The organism is Legionella brunensis (genome assembly GCF_001467025.1).
In the GTDB taxonomy this organism is placed as follows: domain Bacteria; phylum Pseudomonadota; class Gammaproteobacteria; order Legionellales; family Legionellaceae; genus Tatlockia; species Tatlockia brunensis.
Genome location: NZ_LNXV01000004.1, coordinates 85,253 through 106,487, shown reverse-complemented (window position 1 = coordinate 106,487; position 21,235 = coordinate 85,253). Strand labels below are relative to the sequence as shown.

Sequence of the window (21,235 nt, the reverse complement as noted above, 5' to 3'; positions counted from 1 at the left end):
CATTATCGCTACAATGAAGTAACGTTATATTACATTAATACATTATCATGAAATCACATGCTCAAAAACAACATTCTATTCATCATCTAATGCATGCAATTAGTTTGCTTAAAGATAAGGACGAAGCACTCTCCTTTTTTACCGATCTATGCACACCAGCTGAAATAGAAGCGATGGCTGATCGTTGGGAAGTCGTACCCTTACTACGCAACAATATTCCTTATCGCACTATTCATGAGCAGACTGGCGTGAGCGTAACGACCATTACTCGAGTGGCTCGCTGTTTAACTCTTGGCAGTGGTGGTTATCAATTAATTGCAGATAGATTGGAGCAGTCGTGAAGAAACGATTACGTTTGGCCTTACAGAAAAAAGGCCGTTTAGCACAAGAATCCCTTAGTTTGTTACAACGTTGTGGCTTAAAATTTAGACTCAAAGAAAATGCCTTACTGACCCATGTTGAAAACTTTCCCATTGATTTGCTTTTTGTTCGTGATGATGATATTCCAACCTTAATTTTTGATGATCTTTGTGATGGCGGAATCGTTGGTGAGAATGTGTTATATGAAGCAGCCTTAGCTGCTTTAGATAAAACTTATGACATTGTTTTACCTTTAGGCAGTTGCCGTTGCCGCTTATCCATTGCCATCCCAGAATCGTTTGACTATCAGGGACCTGGAAGTCTAGAAGGTAAACGTATAGCCACCAGTTATCCTTATTTACTCAATCAATATTTAGAAAAAAATAAAATTTGTGCAGAAAGCCTTGTTCTTTCTGGTTCAGTTGAAGTCGCTCCGAGAATGGGGATGGCCGATGTTATTTGTGATTTAGTTTCCAGCGGCCAAACGCTTGAAGACAACAAGCTTATTGAAGTAGACACTGTTTTAGCCAGTCAAGCGACTTTTGTATGCACAAGTGAACCTCTTGAACAGCCCTTTCAAGACTTGCTTATTAAATTGAAAAGGCGAATTCAAGCAGTACAGCAAGCTCAAGAACGTAAATATATCCTTTTTCATGCCCCTAAATATGCACTTGAGCGCATTTGTGAGCGTCTGCCAGGTGCTGAATCCCCCACTATCCTACCCTTGCCTGCCAACCCTGAGAAAGTAGCAGTCCATGTTGTTTCCAGTGAAGGGATATTCTGGAATACCTTAGAGACAATTCAATCGTTAGGCGCTAGTTCTATTTTAGTGTTGCCTATTGAAAAAATGCTGGAGTGAATTTGATGATACCAATTACTACGTGGCAAAACCTTTCTTCTGCAGAAAAAAAACAAGCCTTAGCAAGACCAAAGCCTAATAATTGTTTCAAAAATCAAGTTGAACGCATTATTTCGGTGGTAAAAATTCAAGGGGACTCAGCACTTTATGCATTTACTCGTGAGTTCGATGGAATTGATATAAAGACGCTGCAGGTATCGCCCGAGCTTATCAGAAAAGCTGAAATCAATTATTCCGCTGTGAATGCGCTGACTAATGCTATAAAAACAATTACCGCATACCATCAAAGTATGATTCCTCAAGCAACCTCTACAGTGACCGCAGAAGGAGTTAGCATTGAGCGCATTTATAGACCTATTAATGCGGTGGGCTTATATGTCCCTGGAGGCAATAAAACTCCCTTAGTGTCGTCTTTACTTATGCAAGCCATACCAGCAAAAGTGGCAGGTTGTCCTATTAAAATCTTGTGTACCCCGCCTAATCAAAAAGGAGATATTGATCCGCACCTCTTAGTAGCCGCTCGTCTTTGCGGGATTGAAACGATTTATCAAATAGGTGGTGCACAGGCCATTGCAGCAATGGCCTATGGTACGGAATCAATACCTAGGGTCGATAAAATATTTGGTCCTGGTAATAGCTTTGTTACTGAAGCTAAAACTCTAGTCGCAGCAGATCCTTTGGGTGCCGCAATTGACATGCCTGCAGGCCCATCAGAGGTCATGATTGCAGCTGATGAACAAGCAAATCCTGCCTTTGTTGCTGCCGACTTGTTGGCACAGGCTGAACACGGAATGGACTCTCAAGTCATTTTACTTTGTGAAAGCGAACAATTTGCCAGTCAGGTACAACTGGCTATTTATCAACAGTTCGTCAATTTATCCAGACAAACTATTATTCGTGAAGCACTCCTGCAAAGCAGAGTTTTAGTCTGTCCAAATCCACTGGAGCAAATAAGCATTATTAATGATTACGCACCAGAGCACTTGATCATTAATCGCATTAATGCCACAGAATGGTTACCAAAAATTATTGCTGCAGGAACCATTTTTTTGGGTCAGTGGGCGGCAGAAACTCTTGGTGATTATGCCACGGGTAGTAATCATGTATTGCCAACTAATGGTTATGCAAGAAGTCATAGTGGACTTGGTACTATGGATTTTTTAAAGACTTTTAGCATTCAAAATATCACCGCTCAAGGAATTCGTACTTTAAGCGACACAGCACAAACTTTAGCTTTGCTCGAAGGATTAGATGCTCATGCAAATGCTGTGAAATTACGCATGGACTTTCTGGAAAATCAGAGCAAGGAACCCGCATAAAAATAAAACGAACTATAAAAGGAGGCTTTCATATGTCAGTTTTAGATTTAATTCGTCCGGATTTACAGGATATTACACCTTACGTTCCAACAGGCGATGAGCTTGGTACTCGCTTACACGCGAATGAATTGCCTTGGTCTCCATCCTCTTTAAATGAGGTCGCTTTAAATCATTACCCTAATGCTCGCAATCAGCAAAAATTACAAGAACGCATGGCTCGCTATTTTCAAGTTAACAATGAGGAGATAGTTTTAACTCGCGGAAGCGACGATGGAATTGATTTACTCATGCGTGTTTTTTTGCAGGCCGGCATTGATAGTATTTTACAGTGTCCCCCTACTTTCCCTATGTATAGCTTTTATGCTCGCTTACAACAAGCAGGGACTCTCAATTGCCCTTTAGATAGTAAGAATAATTTTTCCCTATCTACAAAAAAATTAATGGCGACTTGGCAAACAAATTGTAAACTTATCATGCTTTGCCGACCTAATAATCCTACGGGCAACTTACTTGATTTAGCAGAAATTAAACAACTATGTGATCATTTCACCAATAGAGCAGTCGTTGTTGTAGATGAGGCTTATATTGATTTTGCTAAAGTTCCAAGTGCGGTAACTCTTTTGCGATCTTTCGACAACTTAATAGTCCTTCGTACCTTGTCCAAGGCCTGTGGTTTAGCAGGTTTGCGTCTTGGCGCTGTTATCGCTCAACCACAAGTTATTAAAGCATTGCGAAATGCCATGCCACCTTACACTTTATCAAGTGCTGTCATCGCTTTAGCAAAAGATGCCTTAGAAAATAAAGAGTGGTTTGAAAGTAATATTCAGCGAATCTTACACGCACGTGCGGAGTTAGTGAAACAATTTCAACAATGCAATTGGATAGAAACTATTTATCCAAGTCATGCTAACTTCATTTTGGTATCAAGCCCTCATGCTCCAGCACTGACTCAATGGCTTGCTCAGCATGATATTGCTATTCGCTACTTTGCACATCCTCCCTTACAAAACATGATGCGTATTACCGTCGGTGACGAGATGCAGAACAAGCAATTGTTAACCGTTTTAAACTCCTTTAAGCCGTAATAGGACAGAGCCATGCAAAAAGTTTTATTCATTGACAGAGATGGCACGTTGATTGAAGAGCCCGATGATTTTCAGGTGGATGAGCTTGGAAAAATCAAATTATATCAGGATGTCATCCCTAGCCTGCTTTCCCTAAGTAAGGAGGGCTTTCAATTAGTCATGGTTAGCAATCAGGATGGGTTAGGCTCTGAGAGCTTTCCGCAAACTTCTTTTACAAGTTGTCATGAGTTTATTCTTCATCTTTTTGCATCGCAAGGGATTCACTTTAGCAGAATTTTTATTTGCCCACACAAAGCGGTAGATGATTGTGAGTGTCGTAAGCCCAAAACAGGATTGCTAATTGATTTTTTACAGCGCAATCCTATCGATCGAGCTAACTCATGGGTTATTGGCGATAGAGAAACGGATAGAGAGCTAGCTAATAATATCGGCGTTTTTTTTCTCCCAATAGCGAAAAATCATGGTTGGAAAGAAATTGTCCAAACATTACTCTATCGTGAACGCTCAGGAGTGGTTTCTCGCACTACGAAAGAAACTAGTATCGAAGTCACTGTTACTCTGGATAAAGAGGCTCCTACCCAGATAAATACCCCTATTGGTTTCTTCAATCACATGCTTGAACAAGTGGCAAAACACGGTAGATTTAGTTTACAAATTCAAGCAACAGGAGATTTGGAAGTCGATGAGCATCATCTTATAGAAGACACTGCAATTGCAATGGGTGAAGCATTAAAAAAAGCATTGGGGGATAAAAGGGGAATTGCTCGCTACGGATTTACTCTACCCATGGATGAGTCACTAGCAAGTGTCACGCTTGATCTTTGCGGCCGAAATTATTGCGTCTTTAAGGGGCAATTTACGCGAGAGTTCGTTGGCGGCATGGCCACAGAAATGATCCCCCATTTCTTTCACTCTTTTGCAAGCAGCTTAGGAGCCACTATTCACATCAATGTGGAGGGTAAAAATCATCATCATATGATTGAAGCCTGTTTCAAAGCATTGGGGCGTACATTACGGCAAGCCTGCACACAATGTGATAGTGACTTACCATCGACGAAGGGGATTTTATGATTGCAGTAATTGATGTAACTGGAAATAATTTGACCTCATTAGGCAATGCCATTAAACAGTTAGGCCATGAGTTCATCTTAACCCATGACTCAGAAAAGATAAAAAAAGCAAGCCATGTCATTTTACCCGGTGTTGGTGCAGCAACCGCAGCAATGGAAGCGTTAGAGCAATATCAATTAATTGATGTGCTATCTGAGATCTCCCAACCTTTGCTAGGAATTTGTCTGGGTATGCAGTTATTGCTTGAGCATAGTGAAGAAGGTAATGTCGATTGTTTAAATCTAATCCCGGGACACGTAAAACGTTTGTCTCCCAGAGATAATCAACCTATCCCCCACATGGGTTGGAATCAATTAGTTTGGAAAAAAGATTCCCCCCTTGCACAGGGTTTGGCACCAAAGGACTATGTTTATTTTGTCCATAGTTATGCCCTTTTGACTACGGAAAATACCCTTGCCAGCTGCCGATATAGTCAAGAATTTACAGCGATTGTGAATTATCAAAATATTTATGGCATGCAATTCCATCCTGAAAAATCAGCAGAAACCGGTCTTAAATTACTTAATAATTTTTTGCAGTTGGAGGGAGCATGCTAATTATTCCAGCCATTGATTTACAACAAGGTCGATGCGTACGCTTAAGACAAGGGCAATTCGCTCAAGTTTCGATTTATCAAGACTCACCGCTCACACTCGCCAAATTTTACGCTGATAAAGGCGCTTGGCGGTTACATATTGTCGATCTTGATGGTGCTCAAACGGGACGTGTTCAACAGCTAAAACTGATAAAAACATTGGCAAGCTCTGGATTGACTCTACAGTTAGGGGGGGGGATCCGTAGCCTTGATTGCGCAAAAGCTTGCCTTGATGCTGGCATTCACAAACTGGTGATTGGCAGCAGCGCCATAACTAATCCAGATCTGACCTCGCAAATTATTCGTGAGGCTCTGGCTGAAAATATTATTTTAGCTCTCGATGTCAATATTAAAGATGGCATACCTCGTCCAGCTATACACGGTTGGCAAACAGCAACAACAAGTAATTTATGGCAAATTGTGAGTTACTATCAACTACTAGGGATTCGAGAAATTTTATGCACCGATATTGCCCGTGATGGCATGATGAACGGCCCAAATTTCAATTTGTATGAACAGGCGGTGGAACGTTTTCCTCGTATAGCATGGCAAGCTTCAGGTGGTATTCGAAATGAAACCGATTTGCGAAAACTATCTGCAAACGGTCTATCTGCTGCTATTTTAGGCCGCATGCTTTATGAAACAGATTTCGACTTAGCCACCTACGTACGGAGAGAAGCCGATGTTAGCTAAACGTATAATCCCTTGTCTTGACGTTCGTGATAACCAAGTGGTTAAAGGTATTCAATTTCGCAATCATCGTATTATAGGAGAAATCCTTCCTTTGGCTAAAACTTACTCTCAGCAAGGAGCTGATGAATTAGTTTTTTATGATATTACAGCGAGTAGTGATGGACGGACAGTATGTCCGACATGGATTAATCAGGTTGCGGAAAAAGTGAATATTCCTTTTACTGTTGCTGGCGGGATTCGTAATCTTGATAGTGCGAAAGCCATTTTGCATGCGGGTGCTGACAAATTATCAATCAATAGCCCTGCTCTCGAAACGCCAGAATTAATTAATCAACTAAGTTGTCTTTTTGGCAGCCAATGCATTGTTATTGGTATTGACAGTCAGTGGATTGATGATGATTTTTATGTTTATCAATACACCGGTGATGAAAGCAAAAGCAAGAACTCCCTACGTAAAACACGAGATTGGGTTAAAGAGGTACAAGATAGAGGCGCAGGAGAAATTGTCCTTAACTGTATGCAAGCCGATGGAGTGCGTAAGGGCTATGATATCGAACAGTTGCAATTAATTCGCACCATAACGCAGGTTCCACTCATTGCTTCAGGAGGAGCTGGAGAACTTAACGATTTTGTCGAGGTTTTCTGTAAAGCAAAAGTTGATGGTGCATTAGCTGCCAGTGTTTTCCATAACCAAATAATGAGTATTAATGACGTTAAACTTATACTTGCAGAAAACAACATTGAGGTAAGGCTATGAACAATGAAAAACTTAATAACCTCAGCTGGAAAAAAATGAATGGCCTTTTACCTGCGGTTGTGCAAGACAGCAATACTGGGCAAGTTCTAATGCTTGGCTATATGAATGAAGAGGCTTTAGCAATTACCTTGGAATCCAAGCAATTAACCTTTTTTAGTCGCAGCAAACAGCGCTTATGGCGTAAAGGTGAGACATCAGGCAATACAATGACCGTAACTTTTATTGCTACTGATTGTGATGGTGACAGTTTGTTAATTCAAGTAACACCAGCAGGACCTGCTTGTCACTTAGGTTTTACGACCTGTTTCCACCCTCCTATTGAATCAAAATTAAGTTTTTTAGCTAGCTTAATTGAACTTATTCACGAACGGGCCACCGATAAATTAACAGCGAGCTATACAGCGCAATTGCTAGCTATGGGAATCAATCGTTGTGCACAAAAAGTCGGGGAAGAGGCTATTGAAACAGTCATTGCAGCAACCAGTAGACATCAAGACGAACTCATCAGCGAATCCGCCGACTTACTTTTTCATTTACTTGTTTTACTGCAAGCCTGTGAATTAAGTTTTTATGATTTATTAGCATGTTTACAGCAACGACATAAAAAATAATTTTTTCACTAGAGCACTAAATCTGTTAGTGCTCTAAATTAATTAAAAACACTAAACGATTGCCAGTAATACCGCAGTCAAATAGTTTCCTTCAGGAAAAGCAGGGAGGGTTGGATGGCAGCTTGCTGGACCAAAAATGCCAAGAACACGAACATTTTTCCCAACAGCCGCAGCCTGGCTGCTCACCAAGGCAGTAAACTCTTGTGTCGTTAATGCCGAAGAACAATTACAAGTCATCAACAAAGTTCCTGAGCGCATTGTTTTAAAGACTTCCCGATGCAGAAAGCGGTAATAATTCTTTGCCCGTTGCAAATGTTGCTGAGAGGGAACCAATTTTGGTGGGTCCAAAATGATCAAATCATAATCACCTGCACAATTTAGATAATCCCTGGCATCTGCCTCAATAAATTCAATAGTGTCAATGCCATTTAATTCAGCATTACGTTTGGCTTGACGAATTGCTTGAGAGGAACTATCCACAGCTGTAACTTTACTTGCTCCAGCTTTTGCTGCATGAAGTGCGAATCCTCCAGTGTAGCAATAAAGATCCAGAATACGCTTTCCTTTGCCGAGAGGGGCAATACGCTGATGATTTTCACGTTGATCAAGAAACAAACCTGTTTTTTGTGCTTGTGAAAAATCAATTTGATAAATTACGCCCTCTTCCTGCACTTCTGTGCTAGAAGTAATTAATTCTTCAGTTGTTTGCTGCCAACCATCTTGAGCAAGTGGCTTAGTCTGCGCTAGCCAAATAAGCTCACCCGGCAACTGCTCACGAATACAATTAGAGATAACTTCTTTATTGCCCTCAACCCAATAAGCTGAGCTTGCTACAACAGTAATTTCATTAAAACGGTCAATAGTAAGGCCTGACAAGCCATCAGCCTCACTATTAAATAATCGATAAGCATTGGTACTCTTGTTAGGAAGATTCAAGCCTTGACGAACAAGCAATGCTTGCGCCAGTCGATGCTGGACAATTGCATTTATTGACCTGCTATCAAATTTTTCCCATGCTTGAGCCAAAACCCTCACTCTATATAGAGAATGCTCGTTATAAACTCCGACCCCAATAAGTTCGTCTTCGGCGCTAAAAATTTCTACTAATTGGCCAGTAATTAACTTACCACTCGTTTTAGTAATAGCTTTTGGAAAAATCCACGGATGGCCGCGTCTTATCGCGTTTTGTTTCGTTTTATGTAAATAAACGGCTGTGCTCATAAACTATTTCCCAAATGCTAAAAGTCGGCTAATCTACACTACTGTCCTTCGTAGCTGCAAGGTGATTTAAAATGTTTAAGATTTTTACTCGTGTCTTTCTCACGAGCCTCTTCGGTTTGTGTTTTTTTTCTTCTAAAACAGTATGGGCAGGCCCCTGGTTTACTGGTCCCTTGTTAGCTCCGGCAGGCCATACCATTCCCCGAGGTCATTCTAACCTTGAAATTTACGGTTTTAATACTATAAACGAAGGTATTTATACAAAAAATTGGAAATTAATCCATGTTCCTCATAGTGAAAGTCTTGTAGGCCTCCCGATTTTTAGTCATGGCTTAACAGATAAACTTGATGTCCAATATAGTCTTCCCTATGTTTACAACAAAAATCAAGGAGCAAGTGCTCAAGGTATCGGTGATACTTCCGTTACTTTAGGATATCAGCTTTTAGAACAAAAAGACTCAAAGTGGAGACCCGATCTTCGCGTCACATTACAAGAAGTCATTCCCACTGGTCGTTTTGAAACTCTAAACCCATTAAATAATGGTACTGATGCAACAGGGCTAGGTAGTTATCAAACAGGAGTAGCATTCAATTTCCAACATCTAAAACCCATTGGCACTCATTACTTACGCACACGTTTGAGTTTAAACTATCTTAAACCAAGTCGGGTGAGCGTTCGCGGGCTTAGCAGCTTTGGCGGAACAGCTGATACCATGGGAAGTGTTGATCCAGGTAGTCTATTTACAACTGACTTAGCTGCCGAATTTACAGTAACTCAAAATTGGGTTGCTGTGATGGAAGGTTATTATGCCACGCGTGCTGCAACAGGCTTTAATGGTATTATTGGTAACGACGCTACGGGAATGCCTGGTTCTATAGGTCATGGTGATATTGAAGAGATCACCTTAGCGCCAGCCATTGAATATAATTTTTCGCCAAATGTCGGTGTCATCGCCGGCCCCTGGTTTACTGTAAAAGGACGAGAAACAACTGAATTTATTTCATACGTGCTTGCATTAAATGCTTACTGGTAATATGTGGCGTTTTTATTCTGGCTCGCTATTAAAATATCTCTCGACAATTGAAGTATTGCCGAGGGACTATAATCTTAGTGTTGATAAGGACATTGAGGTGTTGACAGGGCTGGTATCTTAACTGTTGTTGACTCTTCACCAATTATTTCTTGAATTACGGGTGGCGCATAACAACGCAGGATATCCTCTTGCATAGCCTTCTTGTTATTAAATACCATCTCACCAATCAAATTGTTGCAAAGCTCTTTACTCAGGTATTCAATCACCATAGTGCCTGTTGCTTCAGACAGAAGTTGCGGCGGCATTTCAGCATAAAAAACAAGCTCATCATCAGTATCTTGATTTGAGTTTTGAAGATAATACTGAAGATATTGCACTTCAATCATACCCTTGCGAGGTCCTTGGGTACCTGTAACAATAGCACGAGCCTTTTTTTTGACAAGAAGTCCAGATAATTCCCACTCCTTTAATATCTCATGCACACTATACAATTGCAGAGCAGTGACTTTTTGGCTGATTCGTCCCAGTAAAGTCTTCTGCTGATGGTGCAAAATGGTCACAATATCTTGAAGAGGTTGGTTAGCTTTTAATTCCCTCAATAACAATGTTGAAAGTTCTTTTCCAAGAACCAGAACATCCTTGTCAATTCTGACTCCCACGATGTTATGTCTGTCAGCTCAGAAACCATTCCACTCAAATGAGATTGCGTATCCTCAAATGATAATTTGCTCCTTGCATTCATGTCAGCCAGCATAAAAAGCGCTGTTGATATATGCAAAAGAGTTTTAAGGTAGTTATAAGCTAACCCCTTAGCCTCAGTAGGTTGGCTTTTAACTTCGTGGTAATTTCCTTCATTCTCTTTTTTCCATAGAGAGAGTTCCCCACGTAACATAATAAGAATGTAAGCTTCCTCTAGATTTTTTCGAGCATATTGAGCATGAATATCGTGAAAACGGTTATTCGCTTTTTCACAAGATTTTCTTAATCGAAGTTCCTGTACAACTTGAGGATTAGACTGAAATAAGCGATATCGCTGAGCAGATGGGGATAAACAAGGAGACTCTTTTTTGCTATTTTCTAAAAAGATAACCCCGTTCCTCACTCTCAAATGTGGTTTGGCTATGAGCTTCGGAACAATTTGTAAGGTGCTTAGAATCTTCTAATTGAGCTATAACTTCACTTTTAGCGAGCATAATTAATCTCCTGGTTACTTTTAAAACTACACTGTAAAATGCTCTAGATCTTTTTGTCAAGATATTAAACAATATGCTTTTCGCATAACATTCAATTCTCCCTATAATTTTCAAGCTTTCTAATCGCCGTGCTTGACGAAACATGCTAGCATCAGCATTTTTATAATAGAGGTCGTCCTATGTGGTTTAACAATGCCCTTATCTATCATTATGAGTTCAAAGAAGCCGTCGATTTAACAAGTGCTTTAGCCGAAGACGCCTTAAAACCCTGCCCCCCTCATGCAAGATTTGTCTATGGTTGGTTACCTGCTTATGCTGATGAGCTTGTCCAGGAAGTCGCAGGTTGCTCTCTCATCTGTTTAGGTAAAGAGGAAAGAATTCTTCCTCGCGGGGTTATTAAACGCTTACTAGCAGAACGTATTCAAGCCTTGGAAACACAACAACAACGAACTGTAAAACGTGCAGAGCGCTCACAGCTTGCTGAGGATCTGGAGTTTGAATTATTACCGAAGTCTTTTTGTGTACAAAAGCAGATGTTCGCTTTACTCGATACGATGAGTAATCGCTTGATTGTAAATGCAGCCAGTAACAATCAAGCTTCCCAGCTTACCTCCTTATTACGAAAATCAATCCCAGGTATTCAGATAGAACCTATTGCTTATCAAGAAAATTTGGCAATGCGTTTTGCTCAATGGATCAGCAATCCCTCCCTGCTCCCTGCTTCGTTTCAGTTAGCCTCTGATTGCCTGCTTTTCTCATTGGACGATGAAAAGAAACGGGTAAATTGTAAAGGTTATGAATTGCCTGCCGAAGAAATTTTAACTTTATTATCACAAGGTTTGGCTGCTGCTGAAATTTCATTGATATGGAATGAGCGTATTCAATTTACTTTAACCCATGATTTAACATTTAAGCGTCTGAAAAGCTTGGATTATTTAATCGATGAATTTGATGAAATTCGCCAATTGGAAGAAGAATATCAACAAAGGGATGCCGCATTAACCTTGCTTCATGGAGAGCTACGTGCCCTAATCGACGACTTACTTGCTGGATTAAACAAACATCCTCAAGAAGAAAAAGCACCACTTATAGAAGCATGTACTGCCTAATGCAAAAAATAGCCGTATTAGCTAATGCCAATACGGCTCATCTTGCTTCCCTTAAAGATTACGTTTTCTATTGAACAATCATACTCGGTGGCTGTTTGTGATAAGTCGCCTGGTAGACGGCCAAAGCATCATCTGCAGCCTTGTTTAATCCCATTGCCTTATTGGCGTGATACATAATGGCCAAAGCTTGTTGTGCACTCGGAGCTTGCGGGTAATTTTTGACTAAAAAGCTGGCACGCTCAGCAGCTGCTACATACATCTTTCGTTCATAATAGTATTTAGATGTATTCAGTTCACGCTGGGCAAACATATTTCTTAAGTAAATCATTCTTTGTAAGGCATTGGCTTTATAAGGGCTCTCAGGGAATTTCTGCACTAAGGTGGCAAAATCCGAATAGGCTTGTGCTTGCGTTCCGGGGTCACGCCATGACTCATCCAAAGGTAATTTATTAGAAAAAGCCCCTCGTGGCTGCTGAAAATTAGCAAGCCCTTTCATGTAATATGCATAATCAACGTTTCTGGAGCGCGGGTACAGATGAATAAAGCGCTCGGCTGTCGCTGCAGCAGAAGCAAAATCATCCTTTTTATAGTAAGCATAAATTAAATCCATTTGTGCTTTTTCAGCATAGTCGCTAAAAGGATACATTGACTCCATTGCCTCAAGGCGTTTAGTAGCACTGTCATATTGCTCTTTCGCTATTGCCTTTTCTGACTCAGTTAATAACTGTTTAGCAGTCATTCCTTGATAAGGATTATAATCGTCATCATCTTTACCCCACCATTTACAAGCAGTTAAAGACAAAAAAAGACTAATAAGAAGCAGCGCTTGAATTCGTTTCATCTAACACACCTATAATTATGAACGCCATTATTAGGGCTTTTACCAATTTACATTAATGCTTTTGCCTTACGGTTAATTATGCCGATTTGATTCGCACATTGAAGATGCAATATCAACAAAAGGTTACATCGTTGTTAATTGAAAACTGCTCTAATCACAAATGGGCACATTATACCCAAGATACTTCAAAATGCTATGTTTTAGTCGACTTGATTTTTTCCTCAGAAATCGAGTAATAGCAAGCCCTATTGCGAGCCTTTAAAACTTCTCAAGAAGAAAAAACGATAGATAAAAAAATAACATTTTGAAGTATCTTGGGTATATATCTCTCTAGTAACTAATAAACTGTAGACATGAATTGATGATTAGAAAAGATGTCTTTTTAATTTAAAAATCATTTGCATTGAAGTCAGTGTTGATATATATTTCTGCCCTATCGGAGAGGTGGCTGAGCGGTCGAAAGCGGCGGTCTTGAAAACCGTTGAAGGGCAACCTTCCCAGGGTTCGAATCCCTGCCTCTCCGCCAAGTCAAGCACTCTATTTCAATAAAACAATCCCACTACAAATTTTAAAAAATTACAGAAACAGAGTATCGCTAGTTTATTCCCGTACTTCACCATGGCTCCATACGGGAGCTAGTATTTAAAAATCAGAGCTAGATTTAACCACCTTATCAATCGCTATCAAGCTTTCTAGTAGAGGCTTGATTTTATCAAGTGGCCAACTATTTGGGCCATCACTCAAGGCCTTATCCGGATCAGGATGCGTTTCCATAAAAATACCAGCAATACCCGCGGCAACTGCAGCCCTCGCCAAGACTGGGACAAACTCTCTTTGCCCGCCAGATACTCCATTATTTCCCCCTGGTAATTGCACTGAATGAGTTGCATCATAGACAACAGGACACCCGGTTTCACGCATGATCTGTAAGGAGCGCATATCAGAAACTAAGTTGTTGTAGCCAAAACTTACCCCTCTTTCACACACCATGATTTGCTCATTGCCACAGGCTTTCGCTTTAGTAACAACATGCTTCATTTCCCAAGGTGCTAAAAATTGTCCTTTTTTAATATTTACAGGCTTATTCATTGCCGCAACTTTCTGGATGAAATTAGTCTGACGGCATAAAAAAGCGGGGGTTTGTAGTACATCAACAACACTTGCAACTTCAAATAAAGGAGTATCTTCATGTACATCAGTTAATACTGGGACACCAACTTGCTCTTTTACTTTTTCTAAAATCATTAATCCTTTTTCAAATCCAGGTCCTCTGTAACTGGTTAAGGATGAGCGATTTGCTTTATCAAAGGAAGACTTATAAATAAAAGGCAGTTTAAGTTGCGCACATAATTCTTTCAAATAGCCCGCCGTTTCTAAAGCAAGAGCTTCACTTTCAATGACACAAGGCCCTGCAATTAAAAATAAGGGCGAGCTAATACCTACTTCAAAACCGCATAATTTCATACATTCTCCTTTTGTTGATGCGCTTTGCGAGCAGCCAATACGAATTGCTCGAAAAGTGGATGCCCATCACGCGGGGTTGAAGTGAATTCTGGGTGAAATTGACAAGCAACGAACCATGGATGATCTTGCAACTCAATCACCTCAACCAGACTACCATCAGCAGAGCGTCCTGAGATGATTAAGCCATGTTGCACTAACGACTCAAGGAATTGGTTATTTACTTCATATCGATGGCGATGTCGTTCGATAATTTGTGGTTTTTTGTAAATCTTATGAGCTAAAGAACTTGTTTCTAAATGACAAAGCTGTGCGCCTAGACGCATAGTGCCACCTAAGTCTGAATTTTCATTCCGCAAATTAATTTTGCCATCTGCCTCCATCCACTCACTAATTAAACCAATAACAGGATACGGAGTAGATTTATCAAACTCAGTCGAATTAGCGCCAGTTAGCCCTGCCACATTGCGAGCAAACTCAATCACAGCAGTTTGCATTCCTAAGCAAATCCCTAAAAATGGAACTTTTTCTTCGCGTGCATGTTGAATCGCTTTAATCTTACCTTCTATACCCCGCTCACCAAATCCACCCGGTATTAGGAGAGCATCTATAGTGGATAGTAACTCTACTCCGTGCTTTTCAATCAGTTCAGCATCAATATAAACAATTTCAACTTTGGTTTGGGTATGAATACCTGCATGGCTTAGCGCCTCATTAATTGATTTATACGCATCATTTAATTCGGTATATTTACCCACCATACCAACTTTAACAGTCATTGTTTGTACCGCTTGTGCATCCGCCACTTTTTGCCATTCACTTAAATCAGCAGGCCTTACATTTAAAGCCATTTTTCTTACAACGATTTCATCCAAACCTTGCTCATGAAGAATCATAGGAATCTGATAGATACTTTTAGCATCTTGCAGAGAAATTACCCCTTCTTTTTCCACATTCGTAAACAAAGCAATCTTAGCTCTATCACTTAAGGAAAGTGGCTTTTCCGAACGGCAAATTAAAATATCAGGCTGTATACCTATAGAGCGTAATTCTTTAACGGAGTGCTGGGTTGGTTTTGTTTTGGTTTCACCAGAAGCTGCAATATACGGAACTAAAGTCAGATGGATAAATAAAGCACGCTGAGCGCCTAATTCTATACGCATTTGACGAATTGCCTCTAAAAATGGCAGAGATTCAATGTCTCCAACAGTCCCCCCAATTTCAATCATAGCAACATCAAATCCATCAGCACCTTGCTTGATTGAACGTTTAATTTCATTAGTGATATGAGGGATAACTTGTACAGTTCCACCAAGGTAATCACCGCGACGTTCTTTTTTGATAACCGTCTCATAGATTTTACCTGAAGTGAAATTATTACGTTTAGTCATTGTAGAGCGCACAAAACGCTCGTAATGCCCTAGATCAAGATCTGTTTCGGCGCCATCGTGAGTTACAAACACTTCCCCATGTTGAAACGGGCTCATAGTACCTGGATCAACATTGATATAAGGATCGAGTTTAATTAAGGTAACGCTTAAACCGCGTGCTTCAAGAATTGCTGCTAGAGAAGCAGAGGCTATACCTTTCCCAAGTGAAGAAACAACCCCGCCAGTGATGAAAATATAATTTGTCATAGATGACCCCGTTTGGAATGCTACACCATCGCTTTTGGTGAACAAATAAAAATCGCATATAAACGGGGTTTTATTGTAACAAAAGACGAACAGAAATAACACATATTTTACATACCATTTTGCGATTATCTGATAAAAAAGCCTTTGCCTGAAAGACTTAGTAGAAGATTAAGCAAATTAATAACATAAACCCCTAGATCCCGCGGGGTCCGTTAATTATGGCTAGATTATCGGATAAGATGCTCAAGTTCAGCGCTGATTTGATGCATTTCAATGGCACAATCAGCTGCATCACGACCTTTATGCCCATGATCACCACCAAGACGATCCCATGCTTGTGCATCATTTTCAGTGGTTAATACCCCAAAAATTACCGGAATATCATAATCCAATGCCACTCGCTGACAACCATTACTGACTTGTTCACAAACATAATCATAATGGCTCGTTTCACCACGTATAACAGCGCCCAAAGCTATAATTGCCTTAACTTGCTTACTCACGGCCAAGCGCTTGGCAATCAAAGAGATTTCTATAGCCCCAGGAACTTCTACAACAATAATATCTTCCGTTCTAATACCACGTTCCTTTAGCCTCTCCAATGCGCCTCGTTGCAGCTCTTGTGTAACAGCTTGATTAAAACGACTAACCACAATGGCTAGTGGGAAAGAATTTACAACTTCACTAGAATTAACAGCAATATGTCTCATAGCTCTACCTAATCGATAGTCAATAAATGACCCAGTTTCTGTTTTTTAGTTTTTAAATAATCTCGATTTTCATGAGTGGGGTGCATCATCAAAGGAATACGCTCGATGACTTTAAAGCCATATTTTTCAATTGCTTCCACTTTTTTAGGGTTATTAGTTAATAACCTAACAGCATCCATCCCCAAATGCTTTAATATTTGAAATGCTACAGCATATTCACGATTATCAGCAGGAAAACCTAACTGTAAGTTTGCTTCTACCGTATCGTAACCTTGCTCTTGTAAGGCATAAGCTTTTAATTTATTCGCCAAACCAATACCACGTCCTTCTTGACGTAAATAAACTAACACTCCTCCCTCCTCAGCAATCATTTTTAATGACTGTCTTAATTGTGCACCACAATCACACTTACAAGAACCAAAAACATCACCGGTAATACATTCAGAGTGAATGCGAACCAAGGGTACTTGATTAGGAATTTTTGGAGATTTCACTAATGCAAAATGTTCTGCATTATCAAGAGCATTTTCAAAAGCAGTCATAGAAAAATCGCCATAATCGTGCAATGGTAGCCTTGTAGTTGCAATTTCCTCTACTAATTTCTCGTGACGAATACGGTAATCAATTAAATCTTTAATAGTTACCATTGGGATATTATGTTCCTTGGAAAAACGTGCCAACTCTTCTCGACGACTCATGGTTCCATCATCATTAATAATTTCACAAATGACGGCAGCAGGTGTAAGTCCGGCAAGGGTAGCTAAATCAACACTTCCTTCTGTTTGTCCCGGTCGCTCTAATACACCACGTGGTTTGGCAGATAATGGAAACACATGTCCTGGAGAAACAATATCATTTGGGCCTGTGGCAGAATCAATAGCAACTTTAATCGTATGAGCGCGATCATTTGCTGAAATTCCTGTGGAAACGCCATTTGCCGCTTCAATTGACACTGTAAATGCAGTTCCATAAGGGGAACGATTATTATTGGCCATTAATGGTAATTGCAATTTATTAATTAATGTTTGAGCCATCGGCAAACATATAAGTCCACGGCCAAAACGAGCCATAAAATTAATAACATCCGCCGTCACATGTTGTGCAGCTATTACCAAATCACCTTCGTTCTCACGATTTTCATCATCCATTAAAATAATCATGCGACCGGCTTTTAATGTTTCAATCGCTTGCTCAATGGTTGCAAAAGGACTTGTCATACTTCAACCTCTTCTTTCAATTGCCCCGCAATCCTGAGCTGGTGTGCTACGATACGAGTCAAATAATCAAATTCCACATTTAGCCTTTGCCCGGGCTTAAATTGTCCCAAGGTAGTTTTTGCCAGAGTATGCGGCACTAGCATTAACTGAATATCTTCTCCAATAATTTTATTGATTGTGAGACTTACCCCCTCAAGCGTGATACTACCTTTTGGCAAAAGGTACATGCTAGCACAAACTGCAAAATCACCTACTGTTATTTCTATATATTCACCGATTGTTTGTATTTTTTTTAGACTACAAGTGGTATCGACATGTCCACTTACATAGTGACCACCAAAACGTGACGAAGCTGACATTGCGCGTTCCAAATTAACAAAATCACCTGTCTGCAATTGATCTAACGTAGTCAATGATAACGTTTCTGGAGATACATCAAACATAAGATGATTATCACACTCAGGAAGTAATGTTAGGCATACTCCGTTTACAGCAATACTTTCACCAGCTTGCAATTGATTAAAAGGAGATTTAATCAGCAGCCTATTAGCAATTTCACCTTTAATATTGGCTATAACCTCACCACACCCCTCAATTAATCCTGTAAACATAAATCCCCCTGCCAATCGAAGCATGCGATTACATTGTCATCTTTCACTTGCCATGAAACGTTCTTCTTTTGGGTAAAGATAGAATCACCATGAAATGCTGGAGTAGTATTATCACCCAAAATATCAGGCACCAGATAAAGATAAGTACGCTGCACTAAATTTTCTCGGTGCAGTGCTGAAAATAAAATTCCACCGGCTTCGACCCATACATCATGAAACCCGAGCCGTCCCAACTCACTTAACACTGCAGTTAAATCCAATAAACCATTTTTAATGGGTACTGCATGATAACTACAATTAGGAAAAGGATTCTCTACCGCACAACTTTCATTGTGAAAAATATGACAATGTTTTGCACCGGTAAAAATCTTGGCTTCTCTTCCCAGTGTTAATTGACTATCCAAAATAGCAAGAGGCTTGCTGTTTACCTTATCCTGAAGCCGAACATTAAGCAGTGGATTATCCCTGGAAATAGTTTTCTCTGTAGTGAGGATAATATCCGTATATAAGCGATTTTGATGAGTAAACTCAGCGCAAGCTGAATTTGATAGGTGGCGTCGCTCGCCATTTACTCCGGCAATTTTACCATCTAAAGATTGAGCCATTTTTGCTGTGACCCAAGGCTTTTTGGTTAATGTCCAATAACGATAGCTTTGATAAAAACGCTCAATTTCTGGTACTGGAAAATACCTAGTCTCAATTCCTGCCCTCTGCAAAAGCTCTGGTGTGTTATTGGCAGCAACGACAGGATTGGGATCAGAGAAACCATATATTACCTGTGTAACCTTATGGCGAATAATTGTTGAGACACAAGGAGGCGTTCTACCCCAGTGATTACAGGGCTCTAAAGTCACATAGAGAATAAGATCGCCTATTCCTTCTGGAACTTGTTCTAATACCAGCTGCTCCGCATGCGGGCTTCCTGCTCCCTGATGCCAGGCACGCGCTATAATTTCGCCGTTGTGTACCACAACAGCACCAACACTTGGATTTGGCGCACAAGTACCCCGTCCGAGCCAGGCTTGTTCGAGGGCAGCCAGCATAAAGTAGTTGTGCATAGTTAAATCAATAATTAAAAATCAGAATATGTTAACAAATTATTCAATTTTTGAGTAGCCCAAGATTGGGATCTACCCCCTCTACCAAGAGATTAAATTGAGACTCTAGCACTTTTATGCAATTACCCTCCCTGCGGATCATATGATTAGCATTCTATGGTATACTATTGAGCAAAACCTGGAGTTACAGTTAACTGCTTTGAAAGAGGCTGGATGTAGTCGTATTTTTCAAGAAAAAATTTCTGGGGCAAAAAGGGTGCGTCCAGAATTACAACGTCTCCTTGATCAATTACGCCCAAATGATGAAGTAGTCGTTTGGAAGCTCGATAGATTAGCTCGCTCTACTCATCACTTACTGGAATTAGTGGAAAAAATAAGAATAACTGAGGCTTCATTTCGCCCGCTTTCTGAGCCTTGGGCTGATACAACTTCTCATGCAGGGAAAATGATTATGACAGTATTTGCAGGCATTGCTGAATTTGAGCGTGATTTGATTCGTGAACGAACCAGTGCAGGCCGGATTGCTGCCATTAAACGTGGAGTTCGCTTTGGTAGACCAGAAAAAATGAACGAAGAGCAGAAGTTTCTTGCTCAGCGTTTATTAGGGGAGGGAAAATCGGTTAGTGAAGTAGCGAAAACGTTTAATGTACATAAAACGACAATCTATCGCTTGTAGCAAAGAGGGTCTTAACATCTAAAAAATTAAGATCAAGTAAGTGCCTAGCTCGCAGAGAAATTCAAATTTTCTTCTTGATATGACATTAGATCGTCTTTAATTGGGCAGCGTTCATCTGTTTTCTTCAGCTCACCTGAGATATTTTTTGCCGATAATATGTTATGGGCTTTAAAAAAGCCATAGGTACTTGCTATACCCACAGCAGCACATCCACTTATGGCAAGCGCCGCAATTCCACCACTTAAAATTGTAGCAGCAACAGTAAGAGCAAAAACTGATGCTGCAAACACCAGTGTTGCAAGAGACATACTCGTATATAAAAATAACCGAGAATATTGATTTGCTATTTCCGGGTTGTCCCTTGCTTCGATATGGAATTTAGCATTAGACATAATACGACCCGGAAGGGTTACAGGACAAAGGAGAAAACTTGGCCAAACAATGCCAAAAATAAGATGGTTCCAACTAACATTTGATAAACTGGGTTTTGGAATACCTGCAAATTCTGTTAAAAACCACTGTGCTGCCACTGCACAGTTTTTACCTAAAATGCTGGCGTCATTCCATGTATCCAACCAATATTTTCTCCACCTCTTTGTAATTTCATCAGAATTAGCTTCAATATCAAAGCTATATGTGGAGCTAGCCTGCTCAATATATTGTTTAGGACCACCTATACTCCATTTATCTATGGGTTCTTCCCATCGATTGACACCATAATATGTATGCGGTTCAGTTGAGGTATTTTCGAGCACAATTTCAATATGGGAGAAAATGCTATGAAAATTTAAAACGTGTACTTTTATCTTGGCCATATTTTACCGATCAAATATAAATCAAATTGATTAATATTGTATCAATTAAATATTAAGTAAAAATTAAGACATTTAGTTCGGTTTTTGTTTACGTATTGATTCGTATTTGAATCTAAGAAAAATCCTTAAGTCGGTTGGTCGCTTCATTACTCCCCGTACCCCTATACTAACCGATTCTTGTGTATTAGTATCAACATTACGTGTCTTTTAACTCTGAGTAGGCTTATGAACCTATTGCGCTATTTTAAACGACAAGTTTTCTCTAG

The 21,235-nt window shown here is 40.0% G+C and carries 23 protein-coding genes and 1 tRNA gene; 13 read left to right on the top strand and 11 right to left on the bottom strand.

The annotated features are described in order from the left end of the window. The first annotated feature begins 47 nt into the window (after positions 1-47). From Lbru_RS02130 to hisIE, 9 genes are read left to right on the top strand one after another with little or no spacing between them, the layout of a single operon-like run. On the top strand, positions 48-341 hold the full coding sequence (locus tag Lbru_RS02130) for a YerC/YecD family TrpR-related protein (RefSeq protein ID WP_058440537.1): 294 nt from the start codon (positions 48-50) through the stop codon (positions 339-341). Next, on the top strand, positions 338-1,219 hold the full coding sequence (hisG, locus tag Lbru_RS02125; protein ID WP_058440536.1) for an ATP phosphoribosyltransferase: 882 nt from the start codon (positions 338-340) through the stop codon (positions 1,217-1,219). Before Lbru_RS02130 ends, hisG begins: the two co-directional genes overlap by 4 nt. 5 nt (positions 1,220-1,224) lie before the next feature. After that, the gene (gene hisD, locus Lbru_RS02120; protein WP_058440535.1) at positions 1,225-2,538 is read left to right on the top strand and encodes a histidinol dehydrogenase; all 1,314 of its coding nucleotides are present in this window, start codon (positions 1,225-1,227) and stop codon (positions 2,536-2,538) included. Positions 2,539-2,570: 32 nt separating this feature from the next. Continuing rightward, positions 2,571-3,623, top strand: a complete 1,053-nt coding sequence (hisC, locus tag Lbru_RS02115) for a histidinol-phosphate transaminase (RefSeq protein ID WP_058440534.1) — start codon at positions 2,571-2,573, stop codon at positions 3,621-3,623. A 12-nt stretch (positions 3,624-3,635) separates the two neighbouring features. Beyond that, on the top strand, positions 3,636-4,694 hold the full coding sequence (hisB, locus tag Lbru_RS02110) for a bifunctional histidinol-phosphatase/imidazoleglycerol-phosphate dehydratase HisB (protein WP_058440533.1): 1,059 nt from the start codon (positions 3,636-3,638) through the stop codon (positions 4,692-4,694). Next, positions 4,691-5,290 carry an imidazole glycerol phosphate synthase subunit HisH gene (gene hisH, locus Lbru_RS02105; protein WP_058440532.1) on the top strand — a complete coding sequence of 200 codons (600 nt, stop codon included), beginning with the start codon at positions 4,691-4,693 and terminating at the stop codon, positions 5,288-5,290. The genes hisB and hisH overlap by 4 nt, the downstream gene beginning before the upstream one ends. Further along, the gene (locus Lbru_RS02100) at positions 5,284-6,021 is read left to right on the top strand and encodes a 1-(5-phosphoribosyl)-5-[(5-phosphoribosylamino)methylideneamino]imidazole-4-carboxamide isomerase (RefSeq protein WP_058440531.1); all 738 of its coding nucleotides are present in this window, start codon (positions 5,284-5,286) and stop codon (positions 6,019-6,021) included. The genes hisH and Lbru_RS02100 overlap by 7 nt, the downstream gene beginning before the upstream one ends. Beyond that, entirely contained in the window at positions 6,011-6,778 is a 768-nt protein-coding gene (gene hisF, locus Lbru_RS02095; protein WP_058440530.1) for an imidazole glycerol phosphate synthase subunit HisF, read from the top strand. Before Lbru_RS02100 ends, hisF begins: the two co-directional genes overlap by 11 nt. Further along, complete coding sequence (gene hisIE, locus Lbru_RS02090; protein WP_058440529.1) at positions 6,775-7,389, top strand: bifunctional phosphoribosyl-AMP cyclohydrolase/phosphoribosyl-ATP diphosphatase HisIE; 615 nt, start codon at positions 6,775-6,777, stop codon at positions 7,387-7,389. Before hisF ends, hisIE begins: the two co-directional genes overlap by 4 nt. A 51-nt stretch (positions 7,390-7,440) precedes the next feature. Here hisIE and Lbru_RS02085 read toward each other — a convergent pair whose 3' ends face one another. Next, a complete protein-coding gene (locus Lbru_RS02085) occupies positions 7,441-8,610 on the bottom strand; it encodes a class I SAM-dependent rRNA methyltransferase (protein ID WP_058440528.1) in 1,170 nt (389 codons plus the stop codon). 71 nt (positions 8,611-8,681) lie between these two features. On the opposite strand from Lbru_RS02085, the gene Lbru_RS02080 reads away from it, so the two are divergent. Further along, positions 8,682-9,641 carry a transporter gene (locus Lbru_RS02080; RefSeq protein WP_058440527.1) on the top strand — a complete coding sequence of 320 codons (960 nt, stop codon included), beginning with the start codon at positions 8,682-8,684 and terminating at the stop codon, positions 9,639-9,641. Between the two features lie 74 nt (positions 9,642-9,715). Here Lbru_RS02080 and Lbru_RS02075 read toward each other — a convergent pair whose 3' ends face one another. Both Lbru_RS02075 and Lbru_RS17045 read right to left on the bottom strand, forming a co-directional pair. Continuing rightward, on the bottom strand, positions 9,716-10,300 hold the full coding sequence (locus Lbru_RS02075; RefSeq protein WP_157061477.1) for a hypothetical protein: 585 nt from the start codon (positions 10,298-10,300) through the stop codon (positions 9,716-9,718). Continuing rightward, positions 10,237-10,743, bottom strand: coding sequence for a hypothetical protein (locus Lbru_RS17045; protein ID WP_131793567.1), 507 nt, complete (start codon positions 10,741-10,743; stop codon positions 10,237-10,239). The genes Lbru_RS02075 and Lbru_RS17045 overlap by 64 nt, the downstream gene beginning before the upstream one ends. Positions 10,744-11,013: 270 nt before the next feature. Between Lbru_RS17045 and Lbru_RS02065 the strand changes: the two genes are divergently transcribed. Then, positions 11,014-11,943, top strand: coding sequence for a recombination-associated protein RdgC (locus Lbru_RS02065; RefSeq protein ID WP_058440524.1), 930 nt, complete (start codon positions 11,014-11,016; stop codon positions 11,941-11,943). 67 nt (positions 11,944-12,010) lie between these two features. Here the strand turns inward: Lbru_RS02065 and Lbru_RS02060 are convergent, their stop codons facing one another. Further along, positions 12,011-12,784: an outer membrane protein assembly factor BamD gene (locus Lbru_RS02060; protein WP_058440523.1), complete on the bottom strand. Its 774-nt coding sequence runs from the start codon at positions 12,782-12,784 to the stop codon at positions 12,011-12,013. A gap of 438 nt (positions 12,785-13,222) precedes the next feature. On the opposite strand from Lbru_RS02060, the gene Lbru_RS02055 reads away from it, so the two are divergent. Then, a tRNA-Ser gene (locus Lbru_RS02055) sits at positions 13,223-13,310 on the top strand. A gap of 116 nt (positions 13,311-13,426) precedes the next feature. Here the strand turns inward: Lbru_RS02055 and kdsA are convergent. The 6 genes from kdsA to ribD form a co-directional block, all read right to left on the bottom strand. Then, the gene (kdsA, locus tag Lbru_RS02050) at positions 13,427-14,248 is read right to left on the bottom strand and encodes a 3-deoxy-8-phosphooctulonate synthase (protein WP_058440522.1); all 822 of its coding nucleotides are present in this window, start codon (positions 14,246-14,248) and stop codon (positions 13,427-13,429) included. Beyond that, entirely contained in the window at positions 14,245-15,882 is a 1,638-nt protein-coding gene (locus Lbru_RS02045) for a CTP synthase (protein WP_058440521.1), read from the bottom strand. Before Lbru_RS02045 ends, kdsA begins: the two co-directional genes overlap by 4 nt. Before the next feature lie 227 nt (positions 15,883-16,109). After that, positions 16,110-16,592 (bottom strand): 6,7-dimethyl-8-ribityllumazine synthase, encoded by a 483-nt coding sequence (ribH, locus tag Lbru_RS02040; RefSeq protein WP_058440520.1) that lies wholly within the window; start codon positions 16,590-16,592, stop codon positions 16,110-16,112. A gap of 8 nt (positions 16,593-16,600) precedes the next feature. Further along, positions 16,601-17,809: a bifunctional 3,4-dihydroxy-2-butanone-4-phosphate synthase/GTP cyclohydrolase II gene (locus Lbru_RS02035; protein ID WP_058440519.1), complete on the bottom strand. Its 1,209-nt coding sequence runs from the start codon at positions 17,807-17,809 to the stop codon at positions 16,601-16,603. After that, positions 17,806-18,420 (bottom strand): riboflavin synthase, encoded by a 615-nt coding sequence (locus Lbru_RS02030; RefSeq protein ID WP_058440518.1) that lies wholly within the window; start codon positions 18,418-18,420, stop codon positions 17,806-17,808. The genes Lbru_RS02035 and Lbru_RS02030 overlap by 4 nt, the downstream gene beginning before the upstream one ends. After that, positions 18,405-19,478, bottom strand: a complete 1,074-nt coding sequence (ribD, locus tag Lbru_RS02025) for a bifunctional diaminohydroxyphosphoribosylaminopyrimidine deaminase/5-amino-6-(5-phosphoribosylamino)uracil reductase RibD (RefSeq protein ID WP_058440517.1) — start codon at positions 19,476-19,478, stop codon at positions 18,405-18,407. The genes Lbru_RS02030 and ribD overlap by 16 nt, the downstream gene beginning before the upstream one ends. Positions 19,479-19,620: 142 nt before the next feature. Between ribD and Lbru_RS02020 the strand changes: the two genes are divergently transcribed. Then, positions 19,621-20,154 carry a recombinase family protein gene (locus Lbru_RS02020; RefSeq protein ID WP_058440516.1) on the top strand — a complete coding sequence of 178 codons (534 nt, stop codon included), beginning with the start codon at positions 19,621-19,623 and terminating at the stop codon, positions 20,152-20,154. 44 nt (positions 20,155-20,198) lie between these two features. On the opposite strand, the gene Lbru_RS02015 is transcribed toward Lbru_RS02020, so the two are convergent. Beyond that, positions 20,199-20,969: a hypothetical protein gene (locus Lbru_RS02015; protein WP_058440515.1), complete on the bottom strand. Its 771-nt coding sequence runs from the start codon at positions 20,967-20,969 to the stop codon at positions 20,199-20,201. Between the last annotated feature and the right edge of the window lie 266 nt (positions 20,970-21,235).

Bases quoted from the DNA above. Each gene is read 5' to 3' on its own strand.
- Lbru_RS02020 (WP_058440516.1), top strand. From the start codon at position 19,621: ATGATTAGCATTCTATGGTATACTATTGAGCAAAACCTGGAGTTACAG.
- hisIE (WP_058440529.1), top strand. From the start codon at position 6,775: ATGAACAATGAAAAACTTAATAACCTCAGCTGGAAAAAAATGAATGGC.
- hisC (WP_058440534.1), top strand. From the start codon at position 2,571: ATGTCAGTTTTAGATTTAATTCGTCCGGATTTACAGGATATTACACCT.
- hisD (WP_058440535.1), top strand. From the start codon at position 1,225: ATGATACCAATTACTACGTGGCAAAACCTTTCTTCTGCAGAAAAAAAA.
- Lbru_RS02060 (WP_058440523.1), bottom strand. From the start codon at position 12,784: ATGAAACGAATTCAAGCGCTGCTTCTTATTAGTCTTTTTTTGTCTTTA.
- Lbru_RS02045 (WP_058440521.1), bottom strand. From the start codon at position 15,882: ATGACAAATTATATTTTCATCACTGGCGGGGTTGTTTCTTCACTTGGG.
- ribD (WP_058440517.1), bottom strand. From the start codon at position 19,478: ATGCACAACTACTTTATGCTGGCTGCCCTCGAACAAGCCTGGCTCGGA.
- Lbru_RS02080 (WP_058440527.1), top strand. From the start codon at position 8,682: ATGTTTAAGATTTTTACTCGTGTCTTTCTCACGAGCCTCTTCGGTTTG.
- Lbru_RS02085 (WP_058440528.1), bottom strand. From the start codon at position 8,610: ATGAGCACAGCCGTTTATTTACATAAAACGAAACAAAACGCGATAAGA.
- hisB (WP_058440533.1), top strand. From the start codon at position 3,636: ATGCAAAAAGTTTTATTCATTGACAGAGATGGCACGTTGATTGAAGAG.
- Lbru_RS02015 (WP_058440515.1), bottom strand. From the start codon at position 20,969: ATGGCCAAGATAAAAGTACACGTTTTAAATTTTCATAGCATTTTCTCC.
- Lbru_RS02100 (WP_058440531.1), top strand. From the start codon at position 5,284: ATGCTAATTATTCCAGCCATTGATTTACAACAAGGTCGATGCGTACGC.
- Lbru_RS02030 (WP_058440518.1), bottom strand. From the start codon at position 18,420: ATGTTTACAGGATTAATTGAGGGGTGTGGTGAGGTTATAGCCAATATT.
- Lbru_RS02130 (WP_058440537.1), top strand. From the start codon at position 48: ATGAAATCACATGCTCAAAAACAACATTCTATTCATCATCTAATGCAT.
- Lbru_RS02035 (WP_058440519.1), bottom strand. From the start codon at position 17,809: ATGACAAGTCCTTTTGCAACCATTGAGCAAGCGATTGAAACATTAAAA.
- kdsA (WP_058440522.1), bottom strand. From the start codon at position 14,248: ATGAAATTATGCGGTTTTGAAGTAGGTATTAGCTCGCCCTTATTTTTA.
- hisF (WP_058440530.1), top strand. From the start codon at position 6,011: ATGTTAGCTAAACGTATAATCCCTTGTCTTGACGTTCGTGATAACCAA.
- hisH (WP_058440532.1), top strand. From the start codon at position 4,691: ATGATTGCAGTAATTGATGTAACTGGAAATAATTTGACCTCATTAGGC.
- ribH (WP_058440520.1), bottom strand. From the start codon at position 16,592: ATGAGACATATTGCTGTTAATTCTAGTGAAGTTGTAAATTCTTTCCCA.
- Lbru_RS02065 (WP_058440524.1), top strand. From the start codon at position 11,014: ATGTGGTTTAACAATGCCCTTATCTATCATTATGAGTTCAAAGAAGCC.